At 73.3% G+C, this 23,357-nt stretch carries 29 protein-coding genes; 11 read left to right on the top strand and 18 right to left on the bottom strand.

Annotated elements, in window-relative coordinates; genetic code table 11:
• The first annotated feature begins 7 nt into the window (after positions 1–7).
• On the top strand, positions 8–1,177 hold the full coding sequence (locus tag AB0I60_RS11295) for a VWA domain-containing protein (protein WP_360727878.1): 1,170 nt from the start codon (positions 8–10) through the stop codon (positions 1,175–1,177).
• A gap of 122 nt (positions 1,178–1,299) precedes the next feature.
• On the opposite strand, the gene AB0I60_RS11290 is transcribed toward AB0I60_RS11295, so the two are convergent.
• On the bottom strand, positions 1,300–1,764 hold the full coding sequence (locus tag AB0I60_RS11290; RefSeq protein WP_360727875.1) for a hypothetical protein: 465 nt from the start codon (positions 1,762–1,764) through the stop codon (positions 1,300–1,302).
• A 153-nt stretch (positions 1,765–1,917) separates the two neighbouring features.
• Positions 1,918–2,385, bottom strand: coding sequence for a hypothetical protein (locus AB0I60_RS11285; protein WP_360727872.1), 468 nt, complete (start codon positions 2,383–2,385; stop codon positions 1,918–1,920).
• Between the two features lie 148 nt (positions 2,386–2,533).
• Here AB0I60_RS11285 and AB0I60_RS11280 point away from each other — a divergent pair, with 148 nt between their 5' ends.
• From AB0I60_RS11280 to AB0I60_RS11265, 4 genes are read left to right on the top strand one after another with little or no spacing between them, the layout of a single operon-like run.
• Positions 2,534–3,292 carry a DUF2470 domain-containing protein gene (locus AB0I60_RS11280; RefSeq protein WP_360727869.1) on the top strand — a complete coding sequence of 253 codons (759 nt, stop codon included), beginning with the start codon at positions 2,534–2,536 and terminating at the stop codon, positions 3,290–3,292.
• A 9-nt stretch (positions 3,293–3,301) separates the two neighbouring features.
• Complete coding sequence (locus AB0I60_RS11275; protein WP_360727867.1) at positions 3,302–4,063, top strand: CPBP family intramembrane glutamic endopeptidase; 762 nt, start codon at positions 3,302–3,304, stop codon at positions 4,061–4,063.
• Between the two features lie 48 nt (positions 4,064–4,111).
• A complete protein-coding gene (locus tag AB0I60_RS11270; protein WP_360727864.1) occupies positions 4,112–5,368 on the top strand; it encodes a prolyl oligopeptidase family serine peptidase in 1,257 nt (418 codons plus the stop codon).
• 25 nt (positions 5,369–5,393) lie between these two features.
• Positions 5,394–6,056: a GPP34 family phosphoprotein gene (locus AB0I60_RS11265; RefSeq protein ID WP_360727861.1), complete on the top strand. Its 663-nt coding sequence runs from the start codon at positions 5,394–5,396 to the stop codon at positions 6,054–6,056.
• Here the strand turns inward: AB0I60_RS11265 and AB0I60_RS11260 are convergent.
• Both AB0I60_RS11260 and AB0I60_RS11255 read right to left on the bottom strand, forming a co-directional pair.
• A complete protein-coding gene (locus AB0I60_RS11260; RefSeq protein ID WP_360727859.1) occupies positions 6,053–8,131 on the bottom strand; it encodes a TCP-1/cpn60 chaperonin family protein in 2,079 nt (692 codons plus the stop codon). The genes AB0I60_RS11265 and AB0I60_RS11260 overlap by 4 nt on opposite strands.
• Before the next feature lies 1 nt (position 8,132).
• Positions 8,133–8,492: a hypothetical protein gene (locus AB0I60_RS11255; RefSeq protein WP_360727856.1), complete on the bottom strand. Its 360-nt coding sequence runs from the start codon at positions 8,490–8,492 to the stop codon at positions 8,133–8,135.
• A gap of 169 nt (positions 8,493–8,661) precedes the next feature.
• Between AB0I60_RS11255 and AB0I60_RS11250 the strand changes: the two genes are divergently transcribed.
• A complete protein-coding gene (locus AB0I60_RS11250; RefSeq protein ID WP_360727854.1) occupies positions 8,662–9,945 on the top strand; it encodes an arginine deiminase in 1,284 nt (427 codons plus the stop codon).
• A 136-nt stretch (positions 9,946–10,081) separates the two neighbouring features.
• On the top strand, positions 10,082–10,639 hold the full coding sequence (locus AB0I60_RS11245) for a ferritin (protein WP_360727852.1): 558 nt from the start codon (positions 10,082–10,084) through the stop codon (positions 10,637–10,639).
• Positions 10,640–10,718: 79 nt separating this feature from the next.
• Here AB0I60_RS11245 and AB0I60_RS11240 read toward each other — a convergent pair whose 3' ends face one another.
• The 6 genes from AB0I60_RS11240 to AB0I60_RS11215 all read right to left on the bottom strand — a co-directional run bounded on the left by AB0I60_RS11240 (position 10,719) and on the right by AB0I60_RS11215 (position 14,563).
• Positions 10,719–11,237, bottom strand: a complete 519-nt coding sequence (locus AB0I60_RS11240; RefSeq protein ID WP_360727850.1) for a hypothetical protein — start codon at positions 11,235–11,237, stop codon at positions 10,719–10,721.
• The gene (locus AB0I60_RS11235) at positions 11,222–11,848 is read right to left on the bottom strand and encodes a hypothetical protein (protein WP_360727847.1); all 627 of its coding nucleotides are present in this window, start codon (positions 11,846–11,848) and stop codon (positions 11,222–11,224) included. The genes AB0I60_RS11240 and AB0I60_RS11235 overlap by 16 nt, the downstream gene beginning before the upstream one ends.
• A 5-nt stretch (positions 11,849–11,853) precedes the next feature.
• Complete coding sequence (locus tag AB0I60_RS11230; RefSeq protein WP_360727844.1) at positions 11,854–12,372, bottom strand: SigE family RNA polymerase sigma factor; 519 nt, start codon at positions 12,370–12,372, stop codon at positions 11,854–11,856.
• A 107-nt stretch (positions 12,373–12,479) separates the two neighbouring features.
• A complete protein-coding gene (locus AB0I60_RS11225) occupies positions 12,480–12,806 on the bottom strand; it encodes a DUF952 domain-containing protein (RefSeq protein WP_360727842.1) in 327 nt (108 codons plus the stop codon).
• 79 nt (positions 12,807–12,885) lie between these two features.
• Positions 12,886–13,830, bottom strand: a complete 945-nt coding sequence (locus AB0I60_RS11220) for a DUF5926 family protein (protein WP_360727839.1) — start codon at positions 13,828–13,830, stop codon at positions 12,886–12,888.
• Between the two features lie 25 nt (positions 13,831–13,855).
• Positions 13,856–14,563, bottom strand: a complete 708-nt coding sequence (locus AB0I60_RS11215; protein ID WP_360727836.1) for a glycerophosphodiester phosphodiesterase family protein — start codon at positions 14,561–14,563, stop codon at positions 13,856–13,858.
• Between the two features lie 93 nt (positions 14,564–14,656).
• On the opposite strand from AB0I60_RS11215, the gene AB0I60_RS11210 reads away from it, so the two are divergent.
• Positions 14,657–15,889 carry a cytochrome P450 gene (locus AB0I60_RS11210; RefSeq protein ID WP_360727833.1) on the top strand — a complete coding sequence of 411 codons (1,233 nt, stop codon included), beginning with the start codon at positions 14,657–14,659 and terminating at the stop codon, positions 15,887–15,889.
• Between the two features lie 10 nt (positions 15,890–15,899).
• On the opposite strand, the gene AB0I60_RS11205 is transcribed toward AB0I60_RS11210, so the two are convergent.
• From AB0I60_RS11205 to AB0I60_RS11195, 3 genes are read right to left on the bottom strand one after another with little or no spacing between them, the layout of a single operon-like run.
• Positions 15,900–16,925, bottom strand: a complete 1,026-nt coding sequence (locus tag AB0I60_RS11205) for a glycerophosphodiester phosphodiesterase family protein (protein WP_360727830.1) — start codon at positions 16,923–16,925, stop codon at positions 15,900–15,902.
• 24 nt (positions 16,926–16,949) lie between these two features.
• On the bottom strand, positions 16,950–17,135 hold the full coding sequence (locus AB0I60_RS11200; protein ID WP_360728548.1) for a DUF397 domain-containing protein: 186 nt from the start codon (positions 17,133–17,135) through the stop codon (positions 16,950–16,952).
• 23 nt (positions 17,136–17,158) lie between these two features.
• Positions 17,159–18,076: a helix-turn-helix transcriptional regulator gene (locus AB0I60_RS11195; RefSeq protein ID WP_360727827.1), complete on the bottom strand. Its 918-nt coding sequence runs from the start codon at positions 18,074–18,076 to the stop codon at positions 17,159–17,161.
• On the opposite strand from AB0I60_RS11195, the gene AB0I60_RS11190 reads away from it, so the two are divergent.
• Genes AB0I60_RS11190 through AB0I60_RS11180 form a run of 3 tightly spaced genes read left to right on the top strand, consistent with a single transcriptional unit; the run spans position 18,075 to position 19,223 of the window.
• The gene (locus tag AB0I60_RS11190; RefSeq protein WP_360727826.1) at positions 18,075–18,332 is read left to right on the top strand and encodes a hypothetical protein; all 258 of its coding nucleotides are present in this window, start codon (positions 18,075–18,077) and stop codon (positions 18,330–18,332) included. The genes AB0I60_RS11195 and AB0I60_RS11190 overlap by 2 nt on opposite strands.
• 26 nt (positions 18,333–18,358) lie before the next feature.
• Positions 18,359–18,886: a SigE family RNA polymerase sigma factor gene (locus AB0I60_RS11185; RefSeq protein WP_360727823.1), complete on the top strand. Its 528-nt coding sequence runs from the start codon at positions 18,359–18,361 to the stop codon at positions 18,884–18,886.
• The gene (locus AB0I60_RS11180) at positions 18,879–19,223 is read left to right on the top strand and encodes a hypothetical protein (RefSeq protein WP_360727820.1); all 345 of its coding nucleotides are present in this window, start codon (positions 18,879–18,881) and stop codon (positions 19,221–19,223) included. The genes AB0I60_RS11185 and AB0I60_RS11180 overlap by 8 nt, the downstream gene beginning before the upstream one ends.
• Positions 19,224–19,271: 48 nt before the next feature.
• Here the strand turns inward: AB0I60_RS11180 and AB0I60_RS11175 are convergent, their stop codons facing one another.
• The 5 genes from AB0I60_RS11175 to AB0I60_RS11155 form a co-directional block, all read right to left on the bottom strand.
• Positions 19,272–19,673, bottom strand: a complete 402-nt coding sequence (locus AB0I60_RS11175) for a hypothetical protein (protein ID WP_360727817.1) — start codon at positions 19,671–19,673, stop codon at positions 19,272–19,274.
• A gap of 55 nt (positions 19,674–19,728) precedes the next feature.
• Positions 19,729–20,631 (bottom strand): DUF4328 domain-containing protein, encoded by a 903-nt coding sequence (locus AB0I60_RS11170; RefSeq protein WP_360727814.1) that lies wholly within the window; start codon positions 20,629–20,631, stop codon positions 19,729–19,731.
• A gap of 1 nt (position 20,632) precedes the next feature.
• On the bottom strand, positions 20,633–20,971 hold the full coding sequence (locus AB0I60_RS11165; protein ID WP_360727811.1) for a rhodanese-like domain-containing protein: 339 nt from the start codon (positions 20,969–20,971) through the stop codon (positions 20,633–20,635).
• A gap of 90 nt (positions 20,972–21,061) precedes the next feature.
• Positions 21,062–22,648, bottom strand: a complete 1,587-nt coding sequence (locus AB0I60_RS11160; RefSeq protein WP_360727809.1) for a cation acetate symporter — start codon at positions 22,646–22,648, stop codon at positions 21,062–21,064.
• Complete coding sequence (locus tag AB0I60_RS11155) at positions 22,645–23,001, bottom strand: DUF485 domain-containing protein (protein ID WP_360727806.1); 357 nt, start codon at positions 22,999–23,001, stop codon at positions 22,645–22,647. Before AB0I60_RS11155 ends, AB0I60_RS11160 begins: the two co-directional genes overlap by 4 nt.
• Positions 23,002–23,357: the final 356 nt, after the last annotated feature.

Genomic DNA, 23,357 nt, shown 5'->3' with positions numbered 1-23,357 from the left:
AGCCCGCATGACCGACGAACGCCTGCGCCGCTGGCGACTCCTGCTCGGCGGGGCGTCCGGCGAGCTGTCCGCCCTCGGCGAGGACGACCGCCGCCGCGACTCGGCCCTCACCGGCCTCTACGGCGGCGGTGCGCCCACCGACGCCCCCGACGCGAACGGCAAGCGCAGCGCGGGGCTCGGCGGCTCGTCCCCGGTGCTGCACCGCTGGCTCGGCGACATCCGCACGTACTTCCCGTCCTCGGTCGTGCAGGTGATGCAGCGCGACGCGGTGGACCGGCTGGGCCTGCGGCAACTGCTGCTCGAACCGGAGCTGCTGTCCGCCGTCGAACCGGACGTCCACCTGGTCGGCACGCTGGTGTCGCTGTCCTCGGCGATCCCGTCGCGCACCAGGGAGACGGCCCGCGCGGTGGTGCGCAAGGTCGTGGAGGACATCGAACGCCGCCTCGCCGACCGCCTCCTGGCGGCCGTCCACGGCGCGGTCGACCACGCGAAGCGGACGAGTCGCCCGCGACCGGCCGACGTCGACTGGTCGCGCACGATCCGCGCGAACCTCCGGCACTACCAACCGGACCAGCGCACGGTCGTCGTGCAGGACCTGGTCGGCCACACCCGCCGCAGCCGGTCGGCGGCGCTCAAGGACGTGGTCCTGCTGGTGGACCAGTCGGGGTCGATGGCCGAGTCGGTGGTCTACTCGGCGGTGCTGGGCGCGAGCCTGGCGTCGCTCAAGGCGGTGGACACGAAGCTGGTCGTGTTCGACACCGAGGTGGTCGACCTGACCGAGGAGCTGCGGGACCCGGTGGACCTGCTGTTCGCGACGCAGCTCGGCGGCGGCACGGACATCAACCGGGCGGTCGCCTACGGGCAGTCGCTGGTCCGCCGGCCGACGGACACGGTCCTGGTGCTGATCAGCGACCTCTACGAGGGCGGGGTGGCACGCGAGCTGCAACGGCGGGTGCGCGAGCTGGTGCAGAGCGGGGTGACGGTGGTGGTGCTGCTGGCGCTGTCGGACAGCGGGACCCCGGCCTACGACCACGAACTGGCGGCGCGGCTGTCGGAGCTGGGAGCACCGGCGTTCGCGTGCACGCCGGACCGCTTCCCGGACCTGCTGGCGACGGCGCTGCGCAAGGAGGACGTGGCGGAGTGGGCGGAACGGCACGACATCCCGGTCGGCCGCTGACCCCTCCGCACCCCCCCCAACCGCCCACGACCGCCGAACCGCCGCGCGGATCTCCCTGGCGCTCAACGGGTTCCGGCAGTGGTCGACGGCTCTCCGGCGCGGTCAGCGGGTGTCGGCCGGGGTCAGCGGATGACCACCCGGCCGAGGGTGACGAACGGCGTGCCCCGGGTCAGCACGGCGGCGCGTCCGCGCTCGTCGGGGCCGGCCAGCCAGAGGCTGCCGGTGCGCCGCACCTGCTCGCGCACCCGCTCGGGCATCTCGGGCAGCCGCAGGAAGGTCCGGTCGGACCCGGCGGTCTCCAGGTACGCCTGCCGGCCCACGCGCGCCCGGCCGGGCACGAAGGACACCGCTTCCTGGTGCCACGGGAACGCGGTCACCAGCCGCCGCACCACGTGCCGGCTGAAGAAGTGCCGCAGCCCCGGCACCGCGAACTCGACGCACAGCGGGATCAGCACGAACACCCACCGCGACCCGATCCACAGCGACACCAGCCACAGCGCGAGGAACGACAGCAGCGAGATCGCGATGAACCCGACCGCGCGGCGATCCGCCCGGGTCAGGCACCGCTGCGTCCACTCCTCGCCCACCACCGCTCCCACACAACCAGATGTCGTCGCCACCGGCTGGGCTTGCCGGAAAAATGATCACCAAAACGCCCGGAGACGAAACTCTCACCCGCCGACACCCGTTCGGCCGCAACCGCGCCGCCCGCCCCCGACGCCCGCCCTCAGCACCGGCCCTCAGCGCCGGCGGACCCGGGCCGGGAAGAGCCGGGGGACGCCCCGGAACGTCACCACCGTGGCACCGAACCGGTCGGGCGCGACGAGCCAGGCCCGGCGGTGCCGGCTGATCCGGCCGCGCGCCAGCGGTCCGGCGTTCACGTCCAGCACCACCGGCCGCGCCCCGTGCACGACGAGCAGGCCGTGCCGCCAGTGCACCCGCGCGTACTGCCACTCCCGGTCGGCCAGCACGGGAGCGGGCGGCGGGCGGCGGGTCGCGGCGACCACCACGACGACCACCGAGAACCCGAGCAGCGCCAGCGGCAGGTCTGCGGGGACGTCGGTGAGGAACACCAGCGCCAGTTGCGCGCCGAACGCGAGCACGCCGAGCACGACCCACGCGAACGCCCGTCGGCTCGCCACCTCCAGGCAGTGCCGGGTCCACTCGTCGTCGAGCGCCGCCCCTTCGGTGGACGGCTTCCTGGGCACGACCAACGGGCACCTCCGCCAAGGCGGTACCCAGGCTAGGGCTCCCGGGCCGCCGCGTCAGCGGGCGACCACGAAGTGGTACGCCGATGGGGGGACTACCGCACAGCGCCGCTTCCAAGTTAGGCTCCCCTAAGTTGGGAGGTGAGCGGTGACCGAGAACCGTCGACCGCCCGCCCCGCACCCGGCGGAGCGCGCGCGGACCATCGCCGCACGGGGTGGGCGCGCGGCCCTGCTGCCGTCGGACGGCACGGAGAACCGGGTGTCCCCGGTGCTGCACCACGTGCACGCCTGCGGCGACACCACGATCCTGCTGCCGGACGGGCACCCGCTGACCGAGGCGGCGCGCGGCACCGAGATCACCGCGATGCTGGAGATCGCCGACCACGCGGCCGTGCCGCTGCGCGAACCGGTGCGCGGCCTGCTGTGGATCACCGGCTGGCTGCGGGCGCTCGACCCTCAGGAGGCGCGCGCCGCGTGCCTGGAGGTCGCCGACGAGCGCCCGGACCCGCGCCTGCTGGACGTGGGGCACGGGGCGTCGGTGCTCCGGCTGAGCCCGGCGTCGCTGGTGGTGGCGGACGCGGAGGGCACGACGTCGCTGCGCCCGGAGCTGTTCGCGCAGGCCGACCCGGACCCGTTCCACCGCCAGGAGGACCACTGGCTGCGGCACCTGGAGCTGTCCCACCGGGACGTGGTGGGCCTGCTGGCCGCGCACCTGCCGGAGCGGCTGCGCGGCGGGCACGTCCGCCCGCTCGGCCTGGACCGGTTCGGGCTGCGGCTGCGGGTGGAGGCCGCCGAGGAGGACCACGACGTGCGGATCGCGTTCTCCCGCCCGGTGTCGACGGCGGGTGAGCTGGCGGTGGAGCTGCGCAGGCTGATGGGGTGCCCGTTCCTCGCGCAGCGGGGTTAACCTGCGCAGGTGATCGAGGAGCACCCCCAGGACCACCGCGCGTACCGGATCGAGATCCTCCTCGTCTTCGCGGTGACGCTGGGCCTGTCGGGGCTGCGCAGCCTGCTCCGCCTGGCGGACAGCCTGCTCCAGCCCAAGCCGCTGGACCAGCAGACCGTGGCGATCAACGTGCCGCAGGCCCGGTTCGACCTGCTGGACCTGCTGGCGCAGCTGCTCGGCGTGGTGCAGTTGGCGGCGTGGGGCGGGTTGGGCCTGTACCTGCTGTGGCGCGGCGGCACGAAGCTCAAGGCGCTGGGCCTGGACCGCACCCGGATCGGCCCGGACGCCCTGGGCAGCCTCGGCCTGGCGGCGGTGATCGGCATCCCCGGCCTGGTCCTGTACTTCGTGGCCTGGAAGCTGGGCCTGAACCTCGCGGTCCAGCCGTCCACGCTGGACGAGTCGTGGTGGCGGAGCGTCACGCTGGTGCTGGCCGCGTTCGGCAACGCGTGGGCCGAAGAGGTCCTGGTCGTCGGCTACCTGCTGACCCGCCTCAAGCAGCTCGGGTGGCGCGACAACACCGCGCTGCTGGCCAGTGCGGTGCTGCGCGGCAGCTACCACCTGTACCAGGGGTTCGGCGGGTTCGTCGGCAACGTGGTGATGGGCCTGGTGTTCGGCCGCGTCTGGCAGCGCACGAACCGGCTGTGGGTGCTGGTCGTCGCGCACGCGCTGCTCGACGTGGTGGCGTTCCTGGGATACACCTTGTTGCGCGACAAGGTGTCCTGGCTGCCGTAGCTCGTCGGCAGGCCGCGACACCGACGAGATCGAGGGGGACGAACCGACGTGTCGACACCGCACCACCGCGTCCTGGCGCTGGCCGCAGGACTCGCGGTCACCAGCACCCTGCTCCTGGCCCCGGCCGCGAGCGCGCAGACCACCGCCTCCGGCATCAAGCTCGCCTTGCCGGCGCTCAGCGGGCGCCACCCGGTCGGCACCACCGACCTGCACCTGGTGGACCACGCCCGCCAGGACCCGTGGCAGCCGACCGCCAAGCGCGAGCTGATGGTCACCGTCACCTACCCCGCGCACCGCGACGGGCAGCGCGCGCCCTACGCGACGCCGGGCCTGGCCCCGGTCTTCCAGGAGGTCTCCGCCCACCCGCTCCTGCTGGACCTGCCGCCCGACGCGGTCGACTGGACCGGCACCCGGCGGCACGCCCGCACCGACGCGCGCGCCGACCGCTCGGCCGACTGGCCCGTGGTGGTGTTCTCGCACGGCTTCGGCAGCATGAAGGAGCTGAACGCGGGCCTGACCGACGACCTGGCGAGCCGGGGCTACGTGGTGGCGTCGATCTCGCACACCGGCGAGGCGGGGGCGGTGGAGTTCCCGGACGGCCGGGTCGTGCCCGGCGCCGTCGACCAGGAGGACGCCCCGTCCCGCAAGGCCGCGATCGACGCCCGCGTCGCCGACAGCCGGTTCGTGCTCGACGAGCTGACCCGGCTGGAGCGCGGCACGAACCCGGACGCCGAGCGGGACCCGCTGCCGCGCGGCCTGGCCGGGTCGCTGGACCTGTCGAGGGTCGGCATCTACGGCCACTCCTACGGCGGCTACACCGCCGGCGAGACGATGTACCACGACCGCCGGTTCGACGCGGGCGTCAACGTCGACGGCTCGATGGGCTGGGGTGAGCCGGGCGAGGTCGTGAAGCACGGCCTGGACCGGCCGTTCATGCTGGTGGGCGGTGACTTCGAGGACCCGGCGACGGGTGGGGTGATCGAGCACTCGCACCTGAACGCCGACTTCGACCCGACCTGGAACGCGTTCTGGGCGAAGCAGCGGGGCTGGAAGCGGGACCTGCACTTCGACAAGAGCACCCACTACAGCTTCACCGACCTCCAGATCGCCGCGCCGCAGCTCACGTCCGTGCTCAAGCCGGGCAAGAAGGAGGAGTTGGTCGGCGAGATCGACGCGAAGCGGTCGCTGGCCGCGCAGCACGACTACTTCGGCGGGTTCTTCGACCACCACCTCAAGCGCCGCGACGGCAGGCTGTTCGGCCCGGCCGGCCCGGCGTGCCACCCGGACACGAGGTTCATCGCCTGACCTGCGGCCCGCCTATGGTGGAGCCATGTTGACTCTCGCCGACGAGCTGGTCCTGCTGGCCTACGACGACGACGGCACGTGCCGGCTGGGCAAGCCCTCCCTGGGCTACGGCCTGGCCGGCGCGGTGCTGGTCGAGCTGGCCATCGCGGGGCGCGTCGACGTGGTGGACAAGCGGGTCGCGGCGCTGAGCACGGTCCCGATCGGGCACCCGGTGCTGGACGCGGCGCTGACCACGATCGCGGACGACAGGCTGCGCAAGCCCAAGGAGTGGGTGGAGAAGCTGGCCAAGGGCCTCCCCGACGACGTGCTGGACGGCCTGGCGGACCAGGAGGTGCTGCGCCGCGAGCAGGACAAGGTGCTGTGGGTGTTCCCGCGCACCCGGTTCCCGTCGCCGGGCGGGGTGGAGCCACCGGTGGAGACCGAGGTCCGCCGCCGGCTCGCGGCGGCGATCGGCACCGACGGCCCGGTGGACGCCCGCACGGCGGCGCTGTGCTCGATCATCAGGGCGGTGCAGTTCGACCGGACGGTCTTCGCCGCCCAGCCGAGGGACCGGGTGAAGAAGCGCCTGAAGGAGATCTCGGACGGCGGCTGGGCGGCGGACGCCACCCGCAAGGCCGTCGAGGAGGTCCAGGCCGCGCTGACGGCGGTCATGGTCGCGGTGATCATCCCGTCGACCATGACCGGCTAGGCGACCAGGAGGAACCGCTCGGCGGTGCGGGCGGCGGCGGTCACGACCGCTCGCGCGGTGCCGGCCGAGTCGATCAGGGACGGGTCCAGCTCGCCCACGGCCACCGCCGCGTTCTCCGCGATCCAGCGCGCGGGCTCGGCCAGCGCGCCCGCCAGTGCCCGCCACCCGGCCACGTGCGCGGGGTCGCCGGCGGGCTCCTCCGCGAGCCGGCGGCCGATCTCGGCCAGGCCGGCGCCACCGCCGCGCAGCACCCCGCACTCGGCGGCGGACCGCACGGCGCGCACCGCCCGTTCGACCTGCCCTACGTGCGCGGCGGGCACCCTCAGGTACGCGCCCGCGTCGTCACCCTCGACCGTGCCGACGACCTCCGCCGACCGCGCGCCCGTGCCCATGACGACGGTGTCCCGGTCGGTGGCGACCACCTTCACCGCGCGCCCGAACGCCCGGACGGTCGCTGCGGCGGCGATGTCCGCGTCCAGCACCACACCGCCGACCACGGCGTGCAGCCGCCGCACCGCGACCGGTTCGGCGAGCACGACGACCACCCGGCTCTTCTCGTCCGACCTGCGCAGCAAGGTCGACAGCAGCGACTCCGGCAGCCCCTCGCACAAGATGACGAGGTCCCCGTCCGCCTCGCTGTCCGACACCAGGTGCAGCACGCGCTCGGTGAGCGGCCCGCTGAACAGGGCGACCTGCGCGTTCTCCAGCACGACCTCCCGCCGGACTGGGTCGGTGGTGAACAGCTCGGACGCGTACCCGCCCGGGAACCGCAGGCCCCGGGTGATCTCGTAGTCCGAGCCCGGGCGCCGCCCCTCCTCGACCAGCACCGCGCCCCGGTGGCCGGTCACCCCGACCACGTGCCCGACCAGGCTGCCGATCACCTCGCTGCCCGCCGACGTGGTGGCCAGCCGGTGGGCGTCGGCGTGCGCCAGCGGCACGGCCAAGTCGCCGACCAGCTCCAGCGCCCGCGCCGCCGCCGCGCGCACGCCGCGCAGCAGCCGGACGGGGTTGTGGCCCTCGCGCATCGCCTCGACCAGCCGGGTCACCACGCCGCGCGCCACCGCGACCGCCGACGCCGCGCCGTCGCCGCACTCCCGGTGCACCGCCGAGACCAGTTCGCGCACGTAGGACGCACCCAGCGAGTCCCTCGGGTCGTCGGGCTGGAACGCCGCCGCGATGGCCGCCGCGTCACCCAGCTCGACCGGCCGCCCGCCCACGAACACCACGGCCCGCCGGCCCAGCGGCCCGAGCGTCCGGCACACCGGTTCGGCCGCCGCCCGCAGGCCGCGCGCGACCAGCAACTGCCCGGACGTGTAGGACGCGGACTGCCGCACCACGGCCGGCACGCCGCCGGCGCGCGCCAGCCGCAGCGCCCCGCCGGACGCCTGCGCGAAGAACTGCGGCGTCTGGTCGGGACGCCGCCGGCGCACCTCCCGCGACGCGTAGGCGAACAGCTCGTTGACGTCGACCCACCCGTCACCGTCGAGGTCCGCCGACCCGCTGGACAGCCCTTCGATCAGCACATCGGTGAACAGCGAGGCGCGCGGCGCCTCCAGCGACAGCGTGTCCTCCTCGAACGCGTACTCGTAGGCGTTGGAGGCGGTCAGCACCACGTACCCGGTGGAGTTGTCGACCACGGGCGCGTCACCGGCTTTGAACCCCTCGACGAACGCGCCGCTGAAACAGCAGTCGAGCACCAGGACGCGGCCGGCTGCCCGGCAGTCCTCGAGCTGCTCGTGCACGAACGACCGGGGCACGGCGGTGCCGGCGGGCCGGTCCCGCACGGTGTTCGCGGCGGCGAAGTAGAGCCGCCGGGTGGGCGTGGTCAAGCCGTGGCAGGAGAAGTAGACCAGCACGAGGTCGTCCGGGGAGCGCGCGGCCAGCACGTCCTCCACGGCTCGCCGGACCTCGACGTCCGCCGCGTCGCGCAGCACCTTGACCTCGGTGAACCCGCCCACGTCGGGGTCTTCCAGCAGGGCGGCGAGCCGCTCCACGTCCTGGGCGGGCGCGCGCAGCCGGCTCAGCCCGACGTCCTGGTACTCCCCCGTGGCGACGAGCAGCGCGTAGCGCCCCACGTCAGCCCTCGACCTCCGGCGCGTGCTCCGCGAGCCACTGCTCCACCAGGGCCTTCTGGGTCCGGGCGTCACCGCCCTGGACGGTGATGGACGACTCGCCCTTCCTGATCACCACCCTGCGCGCGCTGCCGCGCTGCACGAAGGCGGTGACCACGGACGCGATGGCGGCGGCCACGGCGGCGGGCACCGCGCCGTTGAGCAGCAGCTCGGTGAGGGCCAGGCCGGTGCCGGACTTCGCGCCGTCGGGCAGCTCTGCGGGCGCGTGCCGGACGTCCGCCCGCGCGGCCCTGACCAGCTCGTCGAGCAGCATGTTCGTGGCGGATGCGGCGCTGCCCGGCGCGTCGACCGTGAAGTGCAACAAGGCGATCTCCTCCTGGTGGGGGCACGATCATCCCAGTCGCGGGCGCAGTCGAGGCAGTCCACGTCAGAACGCAACGTTTAAACCTCAGAAGTACCATCACACTTAACGAATCGCTGCATTCAGCCGTTCATACGATCGAGTTTCGCCAAGCTAGGCCACTCAGAGCTGCATGTTTCGCCACTGCCGAGTTACCCTCGCCTACGTGACTGCGCACATCACCCGGACCGAGTCCCCCGACAGCACCCCCTCGCCGGCACCGAGGGTCGACAGCGAGGTCGGCCCGCTGCGCACGGTGCTGCTGCACCGGCCCGGCGCGGAGCTCAAGCGCCTGACCCCGCGCAACAACGACCAGCTGCTGTTCGACGGCGTGCCGTGGGTGGACCGCGCCCAGGAGGAGCACGACGCGTTCGCCGAGGTGCTGCGCGGCCGGGGCGTGGAGGTGCTGCTGCTGTCGGACCTGCTGGTGGCCGCGCTGCACGACGACCGGGCGCGGATCGCGGGCATCCACAGCGCGGTCAACGAGCGCCGGCTCGGCATCGACCTGGCCGACGCGCTGCGCTCGCACCTGGAGTCGGTGACGCCCGAGCAGCTCGCCACCGCCCTGATGACCGGCATGACGTTCGAGGAGCTGCCGGCCGCCGAGGGCGCGTCGCTGGTGCGCAAGATGCACCACCCGATCGACTTCGCGGTCGACCCGCTGCCGAACCTGCTGTTCACCCGCGACTCGTCGGTGTGGGTGGGCGACCGGGTGGCGATCACGTCGCTGGCGCTGCCCGCGCGGGACCGGGAGACCGCGCTGACCGACCTGATCTACGCCTACCACCCGCGCTTCCGCAAGACCGGCCGCGCGTACGGGGCGCACTCCGCGCCCGTCGAGGGCGGTGACGTGCTGCTGCTCGCGCCGGGGGTGCTGGCGATCGGCGTCGGCGAGCGGACCACGCCGGCGGGCGCGGAGTCGTTCGCCCGGTCGGCGCTGAGCGACGGGCTCGCGCACACCGTGCTGGCCGTGCCGATCACCCAGGAGCGGGCCACCATGCACCTGGACACGGTGTGCACGATGGTCGACCGGGACGCCGTGGTGATGTACCCGGCGGTGCGCGACAACCTGTTCGCCTACCCGGTCCGCTCGGACGGCAGCGGCGGCGTGGTGGTCGAGGACCGCGCGCCGTTCCTGGAGGCCGCCGCCGAGGCCATGGGCATCGCGCGGCTGCGGGTCATCGACACCGGCCTGGACCCGGTGACCGCCGAGCGCGAGCAGTGGGACGACGGCAACAACACGCTGGCCGTCGGGCCGGGCCTGGTCGTGGCCTACGAGCGGAACGTGGAGACGAACGCGCGGCTGGCGGACGCGGGCGTCGAGGTGCTGGCGATCAGCGGCTCGGAGCTGGGGTCGGGCCGGGGCGGGCCGCGCTGCATGTCGTGCCCGATCGACCGCGCCCCGCTCGCGGTGTGACAACGCGGCAAGGTTTGCCTGCCTTTACCGAAGATAGGCAAACCTTGCCGGGACACCCCTTTGCGGAATGCCCTCGGAACTATTATTAGCCTTACCTTCAATGCATTGCGATGATTTCTCGACTATTGTCGGGGACATGGCCTCCAACCTGAAGCAGATCCCGTCCCGCACGTCCGGCTTCCACGACCTGCTCCAGCAGCAGGTGCGCCACGAGTTCACCGCCTCGCAGCAGTACACGGCGATCGCGGTCTGGTACGACAACCAGGACCTGCCCCGCCTCGCCGCGCACTTCTACGCGCAGGCGCTGGAGGAGCGCAACCACGCGATGATGATCGTGCAGTACCTGCTGGACAGCGACCTCAAGGTCACCGTCCCCGGTGTCGACGAGGTCCGCAACGACTTCGCCACCGCGCGCGAGCCGGTCGAGCTGGCCCTCCAGCAGGAGCGGACGGTGACCGACCAGATCGTGGCGCTCGCCCGCACCGCCCGCGAGGAGGGCGACTACCTGGGCGAGCAGTTCCTCCAGTGGTTCCTCAAGGAGCAGGTGGAGGAGGTCGCGTCGATGACGACGTTGCTCACCGTGATCGACCGCGCCGACGGCAACCTGTTCCACGTGGAGAACTTCCTGGTCCGCGAGGCGACCGGCGAGGAGTCCGACCCGACCGCGCCGCGCGCGGCCGGCGGCGCCCTGTAGCAGCGTCCGCAGCACCCCACGAGGCCGAGCGCGCCGCCCCTCCCCCGAAGGGGCGGCGCGCTCCTCGCGTGCCGGGCGGTCAGCAGCCGGTGTCCGGCCGGCCGGTCCCGATCGCGGTCAACGTGTCCCCGCCGCCGAGGAAATAAAATTCGTAGCGGGTGTTCCCGGTCACTTCCAGCGTGAACCGGTGCGGGTCCTGCACGGCATCCGGGTACAGCTCCCGCAGCCGGGCCCGGGAATCGCCCAGGCGCAGTCCCTCCGGCGTCCGCACGCGGGCTTCGACCCGCATTCGGACCACCACCCCGCCCTCCACCGCCACCCAGCCGCGCGCGTTCACCAGCCGGTGCACCGGGCAGTTCACGGTGGGGTCCTCGACCAGGTCGCCGACCTCGCCGGCCGCGCGCAGCTCGTCCAGCCGCGCGCCCAGCCGGACCGGGGCGAACCCGTCGGGCCGCAGCACGGGCACGTCGCCGACCACCACCGTCCTGGTCGACGCGGTCGACCCGGTGGCCTGCCCGATCCCGTCCGGCCCACCCCCGGCCGACGCGGAGCACCCGGCGGCGAGCAGGACCGCCGGCACGATCAGGAGGCCGCGCACCCGTGCCCCACCTCCTCGATCCGCACGGCGGCCACGACCGGGCCGTCGAGCACGAACGCGTAGCGCCAGCCGCCCATCGGCACCACCGCCTCCCGCCCGTCGACCACCAGCCCGGGGTACGCGGCCCGCGCCGCCTCCACCGGTGTGCCGGTGCCGACCCCGGACGGCGTGACGGCCGCCGGCGGCAGCGTGATCGCCACCACGCCCCGGGTCGGCGACACCAGCACGCCGTCGCCGGGCTGCCCCGCGACCGGGTAGGCGACGCAGGGCGCACCCCGTCCCGGCGGTCGCAGCGCGCCCGTCGCGCGCGCCTCGGCGTCGGTCATCCCCAGCCGGAAGTGGCCGAACGCAGGCGGTTCCAGCGACTGCGGCGACACGCTGACGACCGCCTGGTCCGGCGTGCCCGCGTCCGGCTCGCCGCTGCCGCGCAGCCCGGCCGCGCCGACCGCGCCCACCCCGACCAGCACGACCGCCAGCACGCCCGTGGTGACGACCCGGGCGCGCCGCCGGCGGCCCGCGCCCGCGACGATCTCCTCCGCCGCCCCGGGTCGCGCCCGCAGCTCCAGCCGCTCGTCCTGGAACAGCTCCCGCAACCGCTCGTCCAGCTCCACCCGGATCACCCCTCCCGCCAGGTCGGGCCGAGCCGCTGCCGCAGCGTGGCCATGGCCTTGCTGTTCTGGCTCTTCACCGTGCCCGTGGAGACGCCGAGCGCCTCGGCGATCTCGCGCTCGGACAGGCCCTCGTAGAAGCGCAGCACCACCACGGCCCGCTGCCGGGGCGGCAGCTCGCGCAGCGCCCGCCACAGCGGCTCGTGCTCCAGCCGGTCCACGCCGGACGCCGCGACGACGTCGGGCAGCTCCGCGACGAGGTGCTCGCGGCGGTGCCGCCGCCAGCGGCTGACGTGCGCGTTGGCCAGCGCCCGCCGGGCGTAGGCGATCGGCTCGACGTCCTTGCGCAGCACCGCGCCCCAGCGCGAGCCGATCTTCTCCAGCACGGACTGCACCAGGTCGGCCGCGTCGTGCGGGTTGCCGGTCAGGGCGTGCGCGTACCGGAGCAGGCCCGGCAGCGACGCCCGGACGAACTCCCCGAAATCGGCCCGCGCCCGGACCTGGTCGGCGGTCAGGACCGCTGTCACCCCGTTCCCCTTCCCGACGACCTCCCCCGCACGTCGTCGGTGGGTTCACGCACGAGGGCGGCCGGCGGTTGCCCGGGATCAGGTCACAACACGGGTCGCGGCGCGGGTCACAGCACGGGCGGTGGCCGGAACACGCCGTCGGAGTCGGGGGTGAACTCGTGCACGGCCACCACGGCGTCCGCCGGGACCGGGCCGTAGACGTGCGGGAACCAGGGGCCCGCCTCGTCGCCGTCGCCCGGCTCCCACAGCACCGGCAGGCCCTCCGGGTCGATCACCAGCAGCACCAGGTCGTGCCGGCCGGGGAACAGCCGGTTCGCCGGCAGATGGACCGTGCCGGGGTCCGAGCAGTGCACGAAGCCGTCCGGGTCGAGCGGGATCGCGCCGGCTTCCCGGTCGCGCGCCCACTCGGCCCGTGCAGCGATCCGCAGCAGCATCCGTCCACACCTTCCCTGCCGTTGTCCACAACCTTGTCCACAGGGTTCTGTGGACAACTGGGGAGAAGCCTGTGGACAACTACCGCAGGGTGATCTGCCGGCCGCGCAGGCCGTCCCGCGACCGGCGCTCGGCCTCGGTCAGCGGCTCGCCGTCGAGGCTGCTCAACGCGTCCAGCAAACGCTTGCCCAGGCCCTCGGCGGGCGACGCCCACTCGCTGGAGTGCATCTCGCGGTCCAGGTCCCACACCGGCACCAGCAGGCCGTGCGCCCGGAACGACCCCGCGTACCGGGAGCCCTCGCCGAGGTCCAGCTCACCGCGCACGGACAGCCGGGCCAGCGCCGCCAGCAACTGCTCCTCGGGCTCCGGGCGCACCCAGCGCAGGTGCGCCTTGTCGCCCGCGTCCACCCAGTACGCCGCGCGCACGCCGGGCGCGTCGACCCGCTCGGTCGGCAGGATCGCCGCGTTGGCCCGCTCCAGGGACAGCGCCACGTCGCCGGTCGGCTCGTTGCCCGGCGGCATCCACCACGCGAAGTCGGTGTGCAGCTCGGGGGTGACGGTCGCGTCCGCGTCCAGCAGGTCCTGCAACCGGCCCGGGTTCGTGCCGTCGTCCGGGCCCACCACCGGCAGCGCCTCGCCGACCTCGGCGGTCAGCACCCACTGCACCGCGCGGGCCAGGTCCCGGCTCAGGTCGCCCGAGCGGGTCTGCACCTGGAGTCCGACGAACGCGGTCCCGTCGGCGCGCACCAGCGCGGCGGCGGCCATCGGCAGCACCGAGGCCAGCACGACCTCCCGCCCGGCCTCCTTGAGCGGCAGCGCCACCGTCGCCGAGGGCACGAACTCGCGCAGCGCGATCAGCTCGGTCTCCGCCGCGAGCCCCTGGAACGGGCGGGCCACGATGACGTCCGCGCCGCCACCGGCACCGCCGTGGCACGCTTTGTAGCGCTTGCCGGAGCCACACGGGCAGGGTTGGCGCGGGTTTACGCCGTCCCCGGACTGGTTCTTCACGGCCGTCCGCTTCGCCACCGCCGCCTCCTTCAGGTCGTGCCCGTCAGGGCTGGTCGGGCGTCAAGTTAGCCGCTAGCACGCCACGGGTCTGCGCCGGGTTGTTGGTCGCCAGGAACCGCACCCCGCGTTCGGCGCACAGCGCGATGTCGGCGGGCTCGTCCACCGTCCAGCAGTACGCGCCGCCGCCCCGGCCGGCCTGGCGCCTGAGCAGGTGGACGCCCGGACCGGCGAGGTCGGCGAAGGGCGGCAGCCGCTGCGGCCAGTACCGCCCGAACAGCAGCACGGTGGGCACGGCCGGCGCGAGCGCCTTGAACCGCCGCACTGCGGCCGGGGAGAACGACATCATCAGGGCGTCCACCCGGTGGCGGGCGAGCAGCTCGGCGAGCCGGCGCTCCACCTCGCCCCGGTAGCGGACCGGGTGCTTGGTCTCCACGAACAGCCGCACGCCGCTGTCGGCGACCAGCTCCAGCAGGTCCACCAGGGTGAGCAGGGGTGCTGGCCCGTCGCCGAGCTTCGCGCCGAAGTCGTGCCGGCTCAGCTCCTCCAGGCTCATCGCGCTCACCGCGCCGCGCCCGTCGCTGGTCCGGTCGATGGTGCGGTCGTGCACGCACACCAGGTGCCCGTCGCGGGTCAGCCGGACGTCGCACTCGACGCCGTCGGCACCTTGGGCGATCGCCAGCTCGTAGGCGGCGAGGGTGTGCTCGGGGCGGAGCGCGGACGCCCCTCGGTGGGCGACAAGTTCGGGCGGCACGCTGCGGAATGCTCCTGGTGGAGCACCGGACGGGTCAACCCGGTGACATCTGGTCACGGATCGCTGAATCTTTGACGGAACAACCACCCTCGAATGGACGCGAGTCGCGCTCAAGACCTACCGTCCGTCACCGTGGCACCCTTCGACCAGCACGATCCGGCTTTCCTCGCCGATCCCTACCCGGTGTTCGCCGCGCTGCGCGCGCGGGCCGAGGTGCACTGGCACGAGCAGATGGGCGTCGCCGTCGCGGTGTCGCACGCGTCCGCGTCCGCCGTGCTGCGCCACCGGGGTTTGGGCCGGCTGTGGACCGACGCGAAACCCGTCGAGGAGTTCACCGGCTTCAACCTGCTGCACCGCAACTCGCTGCTGGAGAACGAGCCGCCGACGCACACCCGGCTGCGCAGGCTCGTCGCCGCCGCGTTCGGCCGGGGCCACGTGGAGCGGCTGCGGCCGTGGATCACCGACCTGGCCGACCGCCTGGTGGACGAGCTGGTCGCCGAGGTGCGCGCCGAGGGCCGGGCCGACCTGCTCGCGCACGTCGCCGCGCCGCTGCCGGTCGAGGTGATCGCGGAGCTGCTGGGCGTGCCCGCGAGCGACCGGCCGCTGCTGCAACCGTGGTCGAACGCGATCGTGAAGATGTACGAGTACGGCCTGGCCCCGGAGAAGAGGGCGGCGGCCGAGCGGGCCGCCTCCGAGTTCGTGGCCTACCTGCGCGAGCTGGTCGCGCTGCGGCGCACCTCGCCCGGCGACGACCTGGTGTCGGACCTCGTCGCGGTCACCGACACCGACGGCGCGAAGCTCACCGAGGACGAGCTCGTCGCCACGGCTGTCCTGCTGCTCATGGCCGGCCACGAGGCCACCGTCAACGTCATCGGCAACGGCGTGAACGCCCTCCTGGCCCACCGCGACCAGTGGGAAAGGGTGGTAGCGGATCAGTCCCTCCTCTCCACGGCGGTCGAGGAACTGATCCGCTACGACTCGCCCCTCCAGCTCTTCGAGCGCACCGCGACCGAGCGCGTCGAGATCGCCGGCTTCGCGGTCGAGGAGGGGCAGAAGGTCGCCGCCCTGCTGGGCGCGGCGGCCCGCGACCCGCTGGTGTTCGCGGACCCGGACGTGCTGGACGTCGGCCGCACGCCGAACGCCCACCTGGGCTTCGGCATGGGCATCCACTACTGCCTGGGCGCCCCGCTGGCCCGCATCGAGGTGCAGGCGGCGCTGTCGGCGCTGACCCGCAAGCTGCCCGGTGCCGTGGTGGCGGCCGAGCCGCGCCGGCGGGCCGAGTTCGTCATCCGGGGCCTGCACGAACTGCTGCTGGGCGAGTCCTGACCGGTCCTGATCAGCACTTCCGGTAGGTGCGCGGCAGCGGGAGGCCCCGGTCCCGCAGGACGGTCCGCACCCGGTCGGGGTAGTCGGTGATGATCCCGTCCACGCCGTCGTCCACCAGCTTGTGGACGGTGGCCGGGTCGTCCACGGTCCACGGCACGACCTTGAGGTGGTGCCGGTGCGCCTCCTGCACCAGGGCCTTGGTGGTGAACGGGACGTAGTCGGGATCGCCGATCTTCCCGTTCTGCGGGTTGCCGTGCACCGGGGACAGCGCGGACGCGCCGAAGCTCTTGACCGCCCTGACGACGCTGCCGCCGAAGTCCTCCAGCCGGAGCCCGCCGAGCCACGGCGAGCCGGGCCGCAGGAACTCGGGCTGGGTCAGCGCGACCAGCGGGAGGTGTGGCTCCTTCGTGCGCCACAGCATCAGGGTGCCCCAGTCGAAGGACTGGATGGTCACGTTGCGGGAGAAGCCGGACCGGCGGATCTCGCGGGCGGTGACCTCCACGAACTGCTCGCGCGGCGCGGTCTCGTGCGGGGCGGCGGCCTCCACCTTGGTCTCGATGTTGAACCGCACGTCCCACGCCCGGTACCGCCGGGCCAGGGCGAACAGCTCGGCCAGGGTCGGCATCCGCGCACCGGGCGAGGTGGCCTGGCCGGGGAAGCCCGGGTGCGCGCGCGAACCGCAGTCGAGCGTGCGGACCTGCGCGAAGGTGAGGTCCTTGACGTACTTGCCCACGTACGGGAAGGCGGGGTCGTCGGGGGTGGCAGGCGCGGTGTCAGAGCACCTGGCCGGGTTGGTCCTGCGGTCGTGGGTGATCACCTCGCGGCCGTCCCTGGTGATCTGGACGTCCAGTTCGAGCGTGGTCACCCCCGTTTCGAGGGCCTTGCCGAACGCGGCGAGCGTGCTCTCCACAGTCAGTCCGATGCCACCCCGGTGCGCCTGGAGGTCGAAGGTCCTCCGCCCCTGCGCTCCGGCGATCCCGGGGGCGACCAGCGCCCCGGCCAACACGACGGTTACCGCGCCCGTGAGTGCCCGCATGGGGTCACCGTGGCACGGGTGCCGTCAGGAACCCAGGCCCCGCAGGAAGAACGCCCACTGAACAGCGGGGAACGCGAGGACACCGGTCGCCGGCGACTTGGAATCCCGCACCCCGACCGCCGATCCCGCGAACGCCACCTCCACGCAGTTCCCGTTGGTGCCCTGTCCACTGCGGTCGCTCTTGCGCCACACAGCGTCGGTGAAGTCCACAGTAGACACAGCATCCGCCTCTTTCACTCGGCCAGAATCCTCTCCAGCAGGGTGATCGACTCCTCCGGGCTCAACGCCTGGTTCGCCAAGTTCCCGAAGGCCACCTTAGCTTCAATGGTCTCGTCCTCCTTCTCCATGTGCAGTGAGCCGAACGGGTGCTCTACGTACAGGACGGCCGGATCGGCGACGTCCGGGAAGCTCAGCAGGGTGAAGCCGCCGTTCATGGAACTGTGCGCCCCGCGCGCGGCGAGCAGGACGCGGATGGTCACGTTGGGGAGGTCGGCCATCCGGCGGAGGTGCGCGATCTGGTCGCGCATGGCCTCCGCCCCGCCGACGGCCCTGCGCAGGGCCGTCTCATCGATGATCGCGTCCAGCCGCACCAGGTTCTCCGGGTCGGTCAGCCTGCTCTGCCTGATCCGCCGAGCCCGGATGTCGGCTTCCAGTTGTCGCTTGCTGCGGAAGCGGTGGGCCTCGAACAGCGCGCGGGTGTAGCCCGAGGTTTGCAGGAGGCCCGGTACTACCAGCACGCAGACCTCGCGGATCTCGCTCGCCTCCGCCTCGACGTCGATGTAGCCGAGATCCTCGACTCCGAGCGCGATCCACCAGCCCGGCTCGCGGGCGCGGACGGTTTCCCCCACCAGGTCGGGGTCGTAGCGGTCGTACAGGTCCATCATGGACTTGACGAGGTGGACGTCTACCAGTGTTTCCCCCTTCTCTATCCGGTGCAGCGCCGACCTGGTCTTGAACAGGTTCCGGGCGGCGATGTCGAGGGTCATGTTGGCCGAGGTCCGCATCCGGGCCAGCTTGCGACCCAGGCGGCGGCGACGGAACGGTGGTTGTGTATGCACAACTCCGAGTATGCCGGCGAAATGATCAGTTGTGGGATTCTCGAAGGTGTTCACACCAAAGAGTGTTCGTCCCGCCAGCACAGTGGTTCCCATGGAAGCGAACCTGTTCTCGCTGGTGCCGGAGTCCGACCCGTCCCTGGTCTTCGCGTGGGGCATGGAGATCGAGGACGACGACCACACCGAAGCGGTCCTCTACCGCCGCGACCCGGCCACCGGCCGCAGCCTCGTCGCGCAGCACACCTGCGCCGAGGCCGCGCGGCGGCGGTGGGGCCTGCTCGTCCCGCTGCGGCTGGTCTGGGAGTTCGAGGACTCCGTGTTCCCCGTCACCGGAGCAACAGATCGGGGCTGAGCCGCGTCTAGTCACCGACGTGCCAGGTGACCAGGGCGGAGGGCGGTTTGGACGCGGCGGCGTCGTTCGACCAGTTCGTCCACGAGCACCAGCAGGGCCTGGTCCGGTACGCCGTGCTGCTCTCCGGCAGCAGGGCGGACGCCGAGGACGTGGTCCAGGAGGTGCTGGTGCGGGTGTACCCGCGCTGGGGCGACCTGACCCCGGCGACCGCGTACGCCTACGTCCGGCGCGCGGTGACCAACGAGTACCTGTCGTGGCGCCGCCGCTGGAGCACCCGGCACATCCGGCCCGCCGGCGGCGACCTGCCGGAGGGCGCGCACGTGGACGACCTGCCGGAGGAGCGGGACGAGCGGCTGTGGCGGCTGCTGCAGGCCCTGCCGAGGCAGCAGCGGGCGGCGGTCGTGCTGCGGTACTACGAGGACCTGACCGACGAGGAGATCGCCGGCGTGCTCGGGTGCCGGCTGCCGACCGTGCGGTCCCACGTGAGCCGGGGCCTGGCGGGGCTGAGGTCGGCGATCGGGATGCCGGAACGCGCGTGGAGGAGCCATGGCTGACACCGGGGACGAGCTGCGCCGGGTGCTCGCCGCGCGAGCCGGCCGGGTGCGCTCGACGCTGTCCGGCCCGGCGATCCGCGCCCGCGCGGAGGCCCGGCGCCACCCCGTGCGCCGCTACGCGCCACTGGTCTCGGCCGCCTCGGTGCTCGTGGTCCTGGTGGTCAGCCTCGTGCTGCTGCCGCGCGGTCCGGGCGCGTCCGAACCGGGCCGGCTGCCGACCGTCGCACCGCCGGTGACCACCACGACCACGGCGGGCACCGTCACGGTGAGCCCGCGCTCGGCCGTCACCGCGACGACGGAATCCCCCTCCAGCACGATCACCACCAGCGGGCCGTGACTGCAACAGATCCGCCCCCGGCCGCGTGGGAATGGCGAACACCACCGGTTACCCGAGAGGACCTCCCATGCGTCTCCCCACCGCCCTGCGCTCCCGCCGCGCGCTCGTGGCGTCCGCCGTCGCCATCGGCGTGCTGACCGCCGGCGGCGTCACGGTGACCGCCCTGGCCGACTCGTCGCCGACCGCGCCGGAGCCGACCTCCACGACCACCGAACCGGTTCCGACCGCGCCCCGGTCGACCGTCACGACCAGTCCGGATGCCCCGGTCAGCACGGTCACCACCGCGCCGGAGCACCCCAGCAGCACCGTCACCGCCGAACCCGACACGCCCAGCAGCACGGTCACGGCCGAGCCCGACGCGCCCCGCAGCACGGTCACCAGCGCGCCGGAGCACCCCAGCAGCACGGTCACGACGAGTCCGGGCGCGACCGCCACCCCGTGACGTGACACGCCCCGGCCGCTCCGCGAACCCGGAGCTGCCGGGGCCGTCCGGGATCCTGGCCGCCTAGCGCGGCGAGCCGGACGCCCGCACCGGGCGCAGCAGCGGTTCCGGGGCGTCCTTGACGCCCACCACGCGCATCCGCCGCAGCGCGCCCGCCGGCACCGGCAGCAGCAGGCCGGTGATCCGGCGGACCAGCAGGGCGGTCAGCACCGCCACGGCGGCGGCCAGCAGGTCGGCGACCGCGTGCAGCAGCACGCCGTCCGCCAGCGCCTGCACGCTCGACCGGAACGACCACAGGACCGTGCCGGCGCTGAACAGCACCGCGCCCGCCCACAGCCCCCACCACCAGCGGACCAGCCGGGACGGGCGCGGGCGCGCGTCGGCGGGCAGGCGCAGCGCCGCGTGCTCCAGCTCCGCCACCACCGAGCCCGGCACCACCAGGTTCAGGCCGGGCACCAGCACCCCGGCGAGCACCTCGCCATCGGACCGGGACGGCGCGTAGCCGGCCGCCGTCGCCGCCGCGTGCCGCGCCCGGCGCAGCCACAGCAGCGTGAAGACCAGGCCCGCCGCCGCCACCACGAGCGCGACCGTCGAGGACGCCCGGACCATCGCGTCGGACACCGACACCGTGCCCGCCTCCAGCGCGCCGTGCCGGCTGAGCAGCAGCAGCACGTACCGCCAGACCTCGCTGCCGGCCGCCCACAGCGAGGCGAGGCCGGCCAGCCAGAGCAGGTGCGACGCGGTCCGCGCCGCGCCCTGCACCCGGTCGACGGAGTCGGCGGGCCGGGCGTCGGTGGCGACGGACGTCGGCCAGCGCCACGCCAGCAGCGGGAAGCCCCAGCGGGGCGGCACCGGGTAGGACGGGGGGCCGCCGTACGGGCGCGGCGGCGGGGCCAGCCGGCGGCGCGGGTACGCGCCGGGCGGCGGGCTCGCCACCCAGTCCACGCGCATCGGCTGGAGCCCCATGTCAGATGACCTCCGGCTCCGCGCCGTCGACCTCGCCGACCAGCGGCCGGCCGGCCGCCGCCCACACCTGCATCCCGCCGTCGACGTTGGTGGCGTCCCACCCGTTGGCGTTGAGGTACTGCGTCACCCGCGCGGACCGGCCACCGGCCCGGCACACGACGTAGAACTCGCTGTCGCCGGGCAGCTCGCCGAGGCGCTGCGCCAGCTCGCTCATCGGGATGTGCAGCGCGCCCGGCGCGTGGCCGGCCGCCCACTCGTCGGCCTCGCGCACGTCGAGCAGCACCTTGCCGGTGGGCAGCTCGGAGGGCACCGACGACACTTCAACGCTGGGAACGGTCACGGGGCCATGCTGCCACGCCCACCGTGAAGCCGGGGACAAGACGGGGCCGCTCCCCCGTCACCCGGACGAGCGAAGCGGCCCCGGGGCCGGTCAGTGCTGGACGGCCTTCTCGGCACCCACGCCGGTCAGCGCGCGCACCTCCATCTCGGCGTACTTGCGCTCGTCGTGCTCCTTGGACAGCACGGTGCCCAGCCAGCCGAGGAAGAACGCCACCGGGATCGACACGATGCCGGGGTTCGACAGCGGGAACAGGTCGAAGTGCGCGTTCGGGAACATCGACGTCGACTTCCCGGACACGGCGGGCGACAGGACGATCAGCGTGATGGTCACGGCCAGGCCGCCGTAGATCGACCACAGCGCGCCGGCGGTGTTGAACCGCTTCCAGAACAGCGAGTACAGGATGGTCGGCAGGTTCGCCGACGCGGCCACCGCGAACGCCAGCGCCACCAGGAACGCGATGTTCTGGCCGTTGGCCGCGATGCCGCCGAGGATCGACACGACACCGATCACGACGGCGGTCCGCCGGGCCACCTTGACCTCGGCGTCCTTGTCCTCCGCCGCGCCCTTCTTGATGATGTTGGCGTAGATGTCGTGCGCGAACGACGCCGATGCGGTGATCGTCAGACCCGCCACGACGGCCAGGATCGTGGCGAACGCGACCGCCGCGATCAGCCCCAGCAGCAGCGGTCCGCCCAGGGCCTCGGCGAGCAGCGGGGCCGCGGAGTTGGCCTTGCCGGGGGCGCCGAGGATCCTGTCCGGCCCGACCAGCGCCGCCGCGCCGTAGCCGAGCACGAGCGTGAGCAGGTAGAACAGGCCGATCAGCCAGATCGCCCAGACCACCGAGCGGCGGGCCTCCTTGGCCGTGGGCACGGTGTAGAAGCGCATCAGGATGTGCGGCAGGCCGGCGGTTCCGAGCACCAGGGCCAGCGCGAGGGACAGGAAGTCGAGCTTGGAGGTGCCGGACGCGCCGTACTGGAGGCCCGGCCCGAGCAGCTTCTCCCCGGCCTTGGGCGCGTTGTCGACCGCCGCGCCGAGCAGCGTCGACAGGTTGAAGCCGTACTTGCCGAGCACCCAGGCGGTCATCACGGCCGCGCCGACGATCAGCAGCACCGCCTTGATGATCTGGACCCAGGTCGTGCCCTTCATGCCGCCGATCAGCACGTAGGTGATCATCAGCGCGCCGACGACGGCGATCACCAGCGCCTGGCCCAGCTTGTCGTCGATGCCGAGCAGCAGCGCGACCAGGCCGCCCGCGCCCGCCATCTGCGCGAGCAGGTAGAAGAACGACACGGCCATGGTGGACGTGGCCGCCGCCGCGCGGACCGGGCGCTGCCGCATCCGGAAGCTCAGCACGTCGCCCATCGTGTACTTGCCGGTGTTGCGCAGCAGCTCCGCGACCAGCAGCAGCGCCACCAGCCACGCGACCAGGAAGCCGATCGAGTACAGGAAGCCGTCGTAGCCGTAGACCGCGATCGCGCCCGCGATGCCCAGGAAGGACGCGGCGGAGAGGTAGTCGCCGGCGATGGCGATGCCGTTCTGCGGGCCGGTGAACGCCCGGCCGGCGGCGAGGTAGTCGGCGGCGGTGCGGGTGTTGCGGCTGGCCCGGACCACCACGAACAGGGTGGCGACCACGAACACCGCGAAGATGCCGATGTTGAGCAGGGCGTTGCTGTTCACGCCTGGCCCCCTTCGAGCCGATCGCGGATCGCCTCCGCGCGGGGGTCGAGGTTCTTGTTGGCGTGCCGCACGTAGAGGGTGGTGATCAGGAACGTGGACACGAACTGGAGCAGGCCGAGGACCAGGCCGACGTTGATGTCGCCGAGCACCTTCGTGGACATGAAGTCGTGCGCGTAGTCGGCGAGCAGGACGTAGACCAGGTACCAGACCAGGAACAGCCCGGCCATGGGGAACACGAAGGTGCGGAGCCTGCGGCGGAGTTCGACGAATTCGGGGCCGGACTGCACTGCGACCCAGTCGTGGGACGCACCGGCAGGGGTCGGGCCGTCCGAGGCGTTCTCGGTGGTGCTCATGATCCCCTCCTCGCGCTTGTCGTCGGTGTGAACGGCACGGAACCCTCCAGGTGCGTTCAGATACGGGCTGCACCGTAGGGAGACGTGGGTCACGTCTGATAGACCCCGTCGGTGGACTTGCGCTCAACAGTCGGGTGATGCGATGAGCGGTAGGAATGCTGAGACGAGCAGCCGGCCCCGTGACCGGCGTGCCCCGTCCCCGGATCGGGAGGTCGGGCACCACCCGACCGGGGAGACCTCCGAGGACTGTTCGACCACACGGCCCGGCACCCGCCCCCGCCCGGTCGCGCGCGGTCCGGCCCGCAGCGGCGTTCACGCTGACGGGTGGCAAAAGGGCCAGGAACGGTATTACGCCG

The sequence above is a fragment of the Actinosynnema sp. NPDC050436 genome (assembly GCF_040655415.1).
Taxonomy (GTDB): domain Bacteria; phylum Actinomycetota; class Actinomycetes; order Mycobacteriales; family Pseudonocardiaceae; genus Actinosynnema.
Note: the sequence above shows the minus strand (reverse complement) of the source record. Positions and strands in the feature narration are given on the sequence as shown.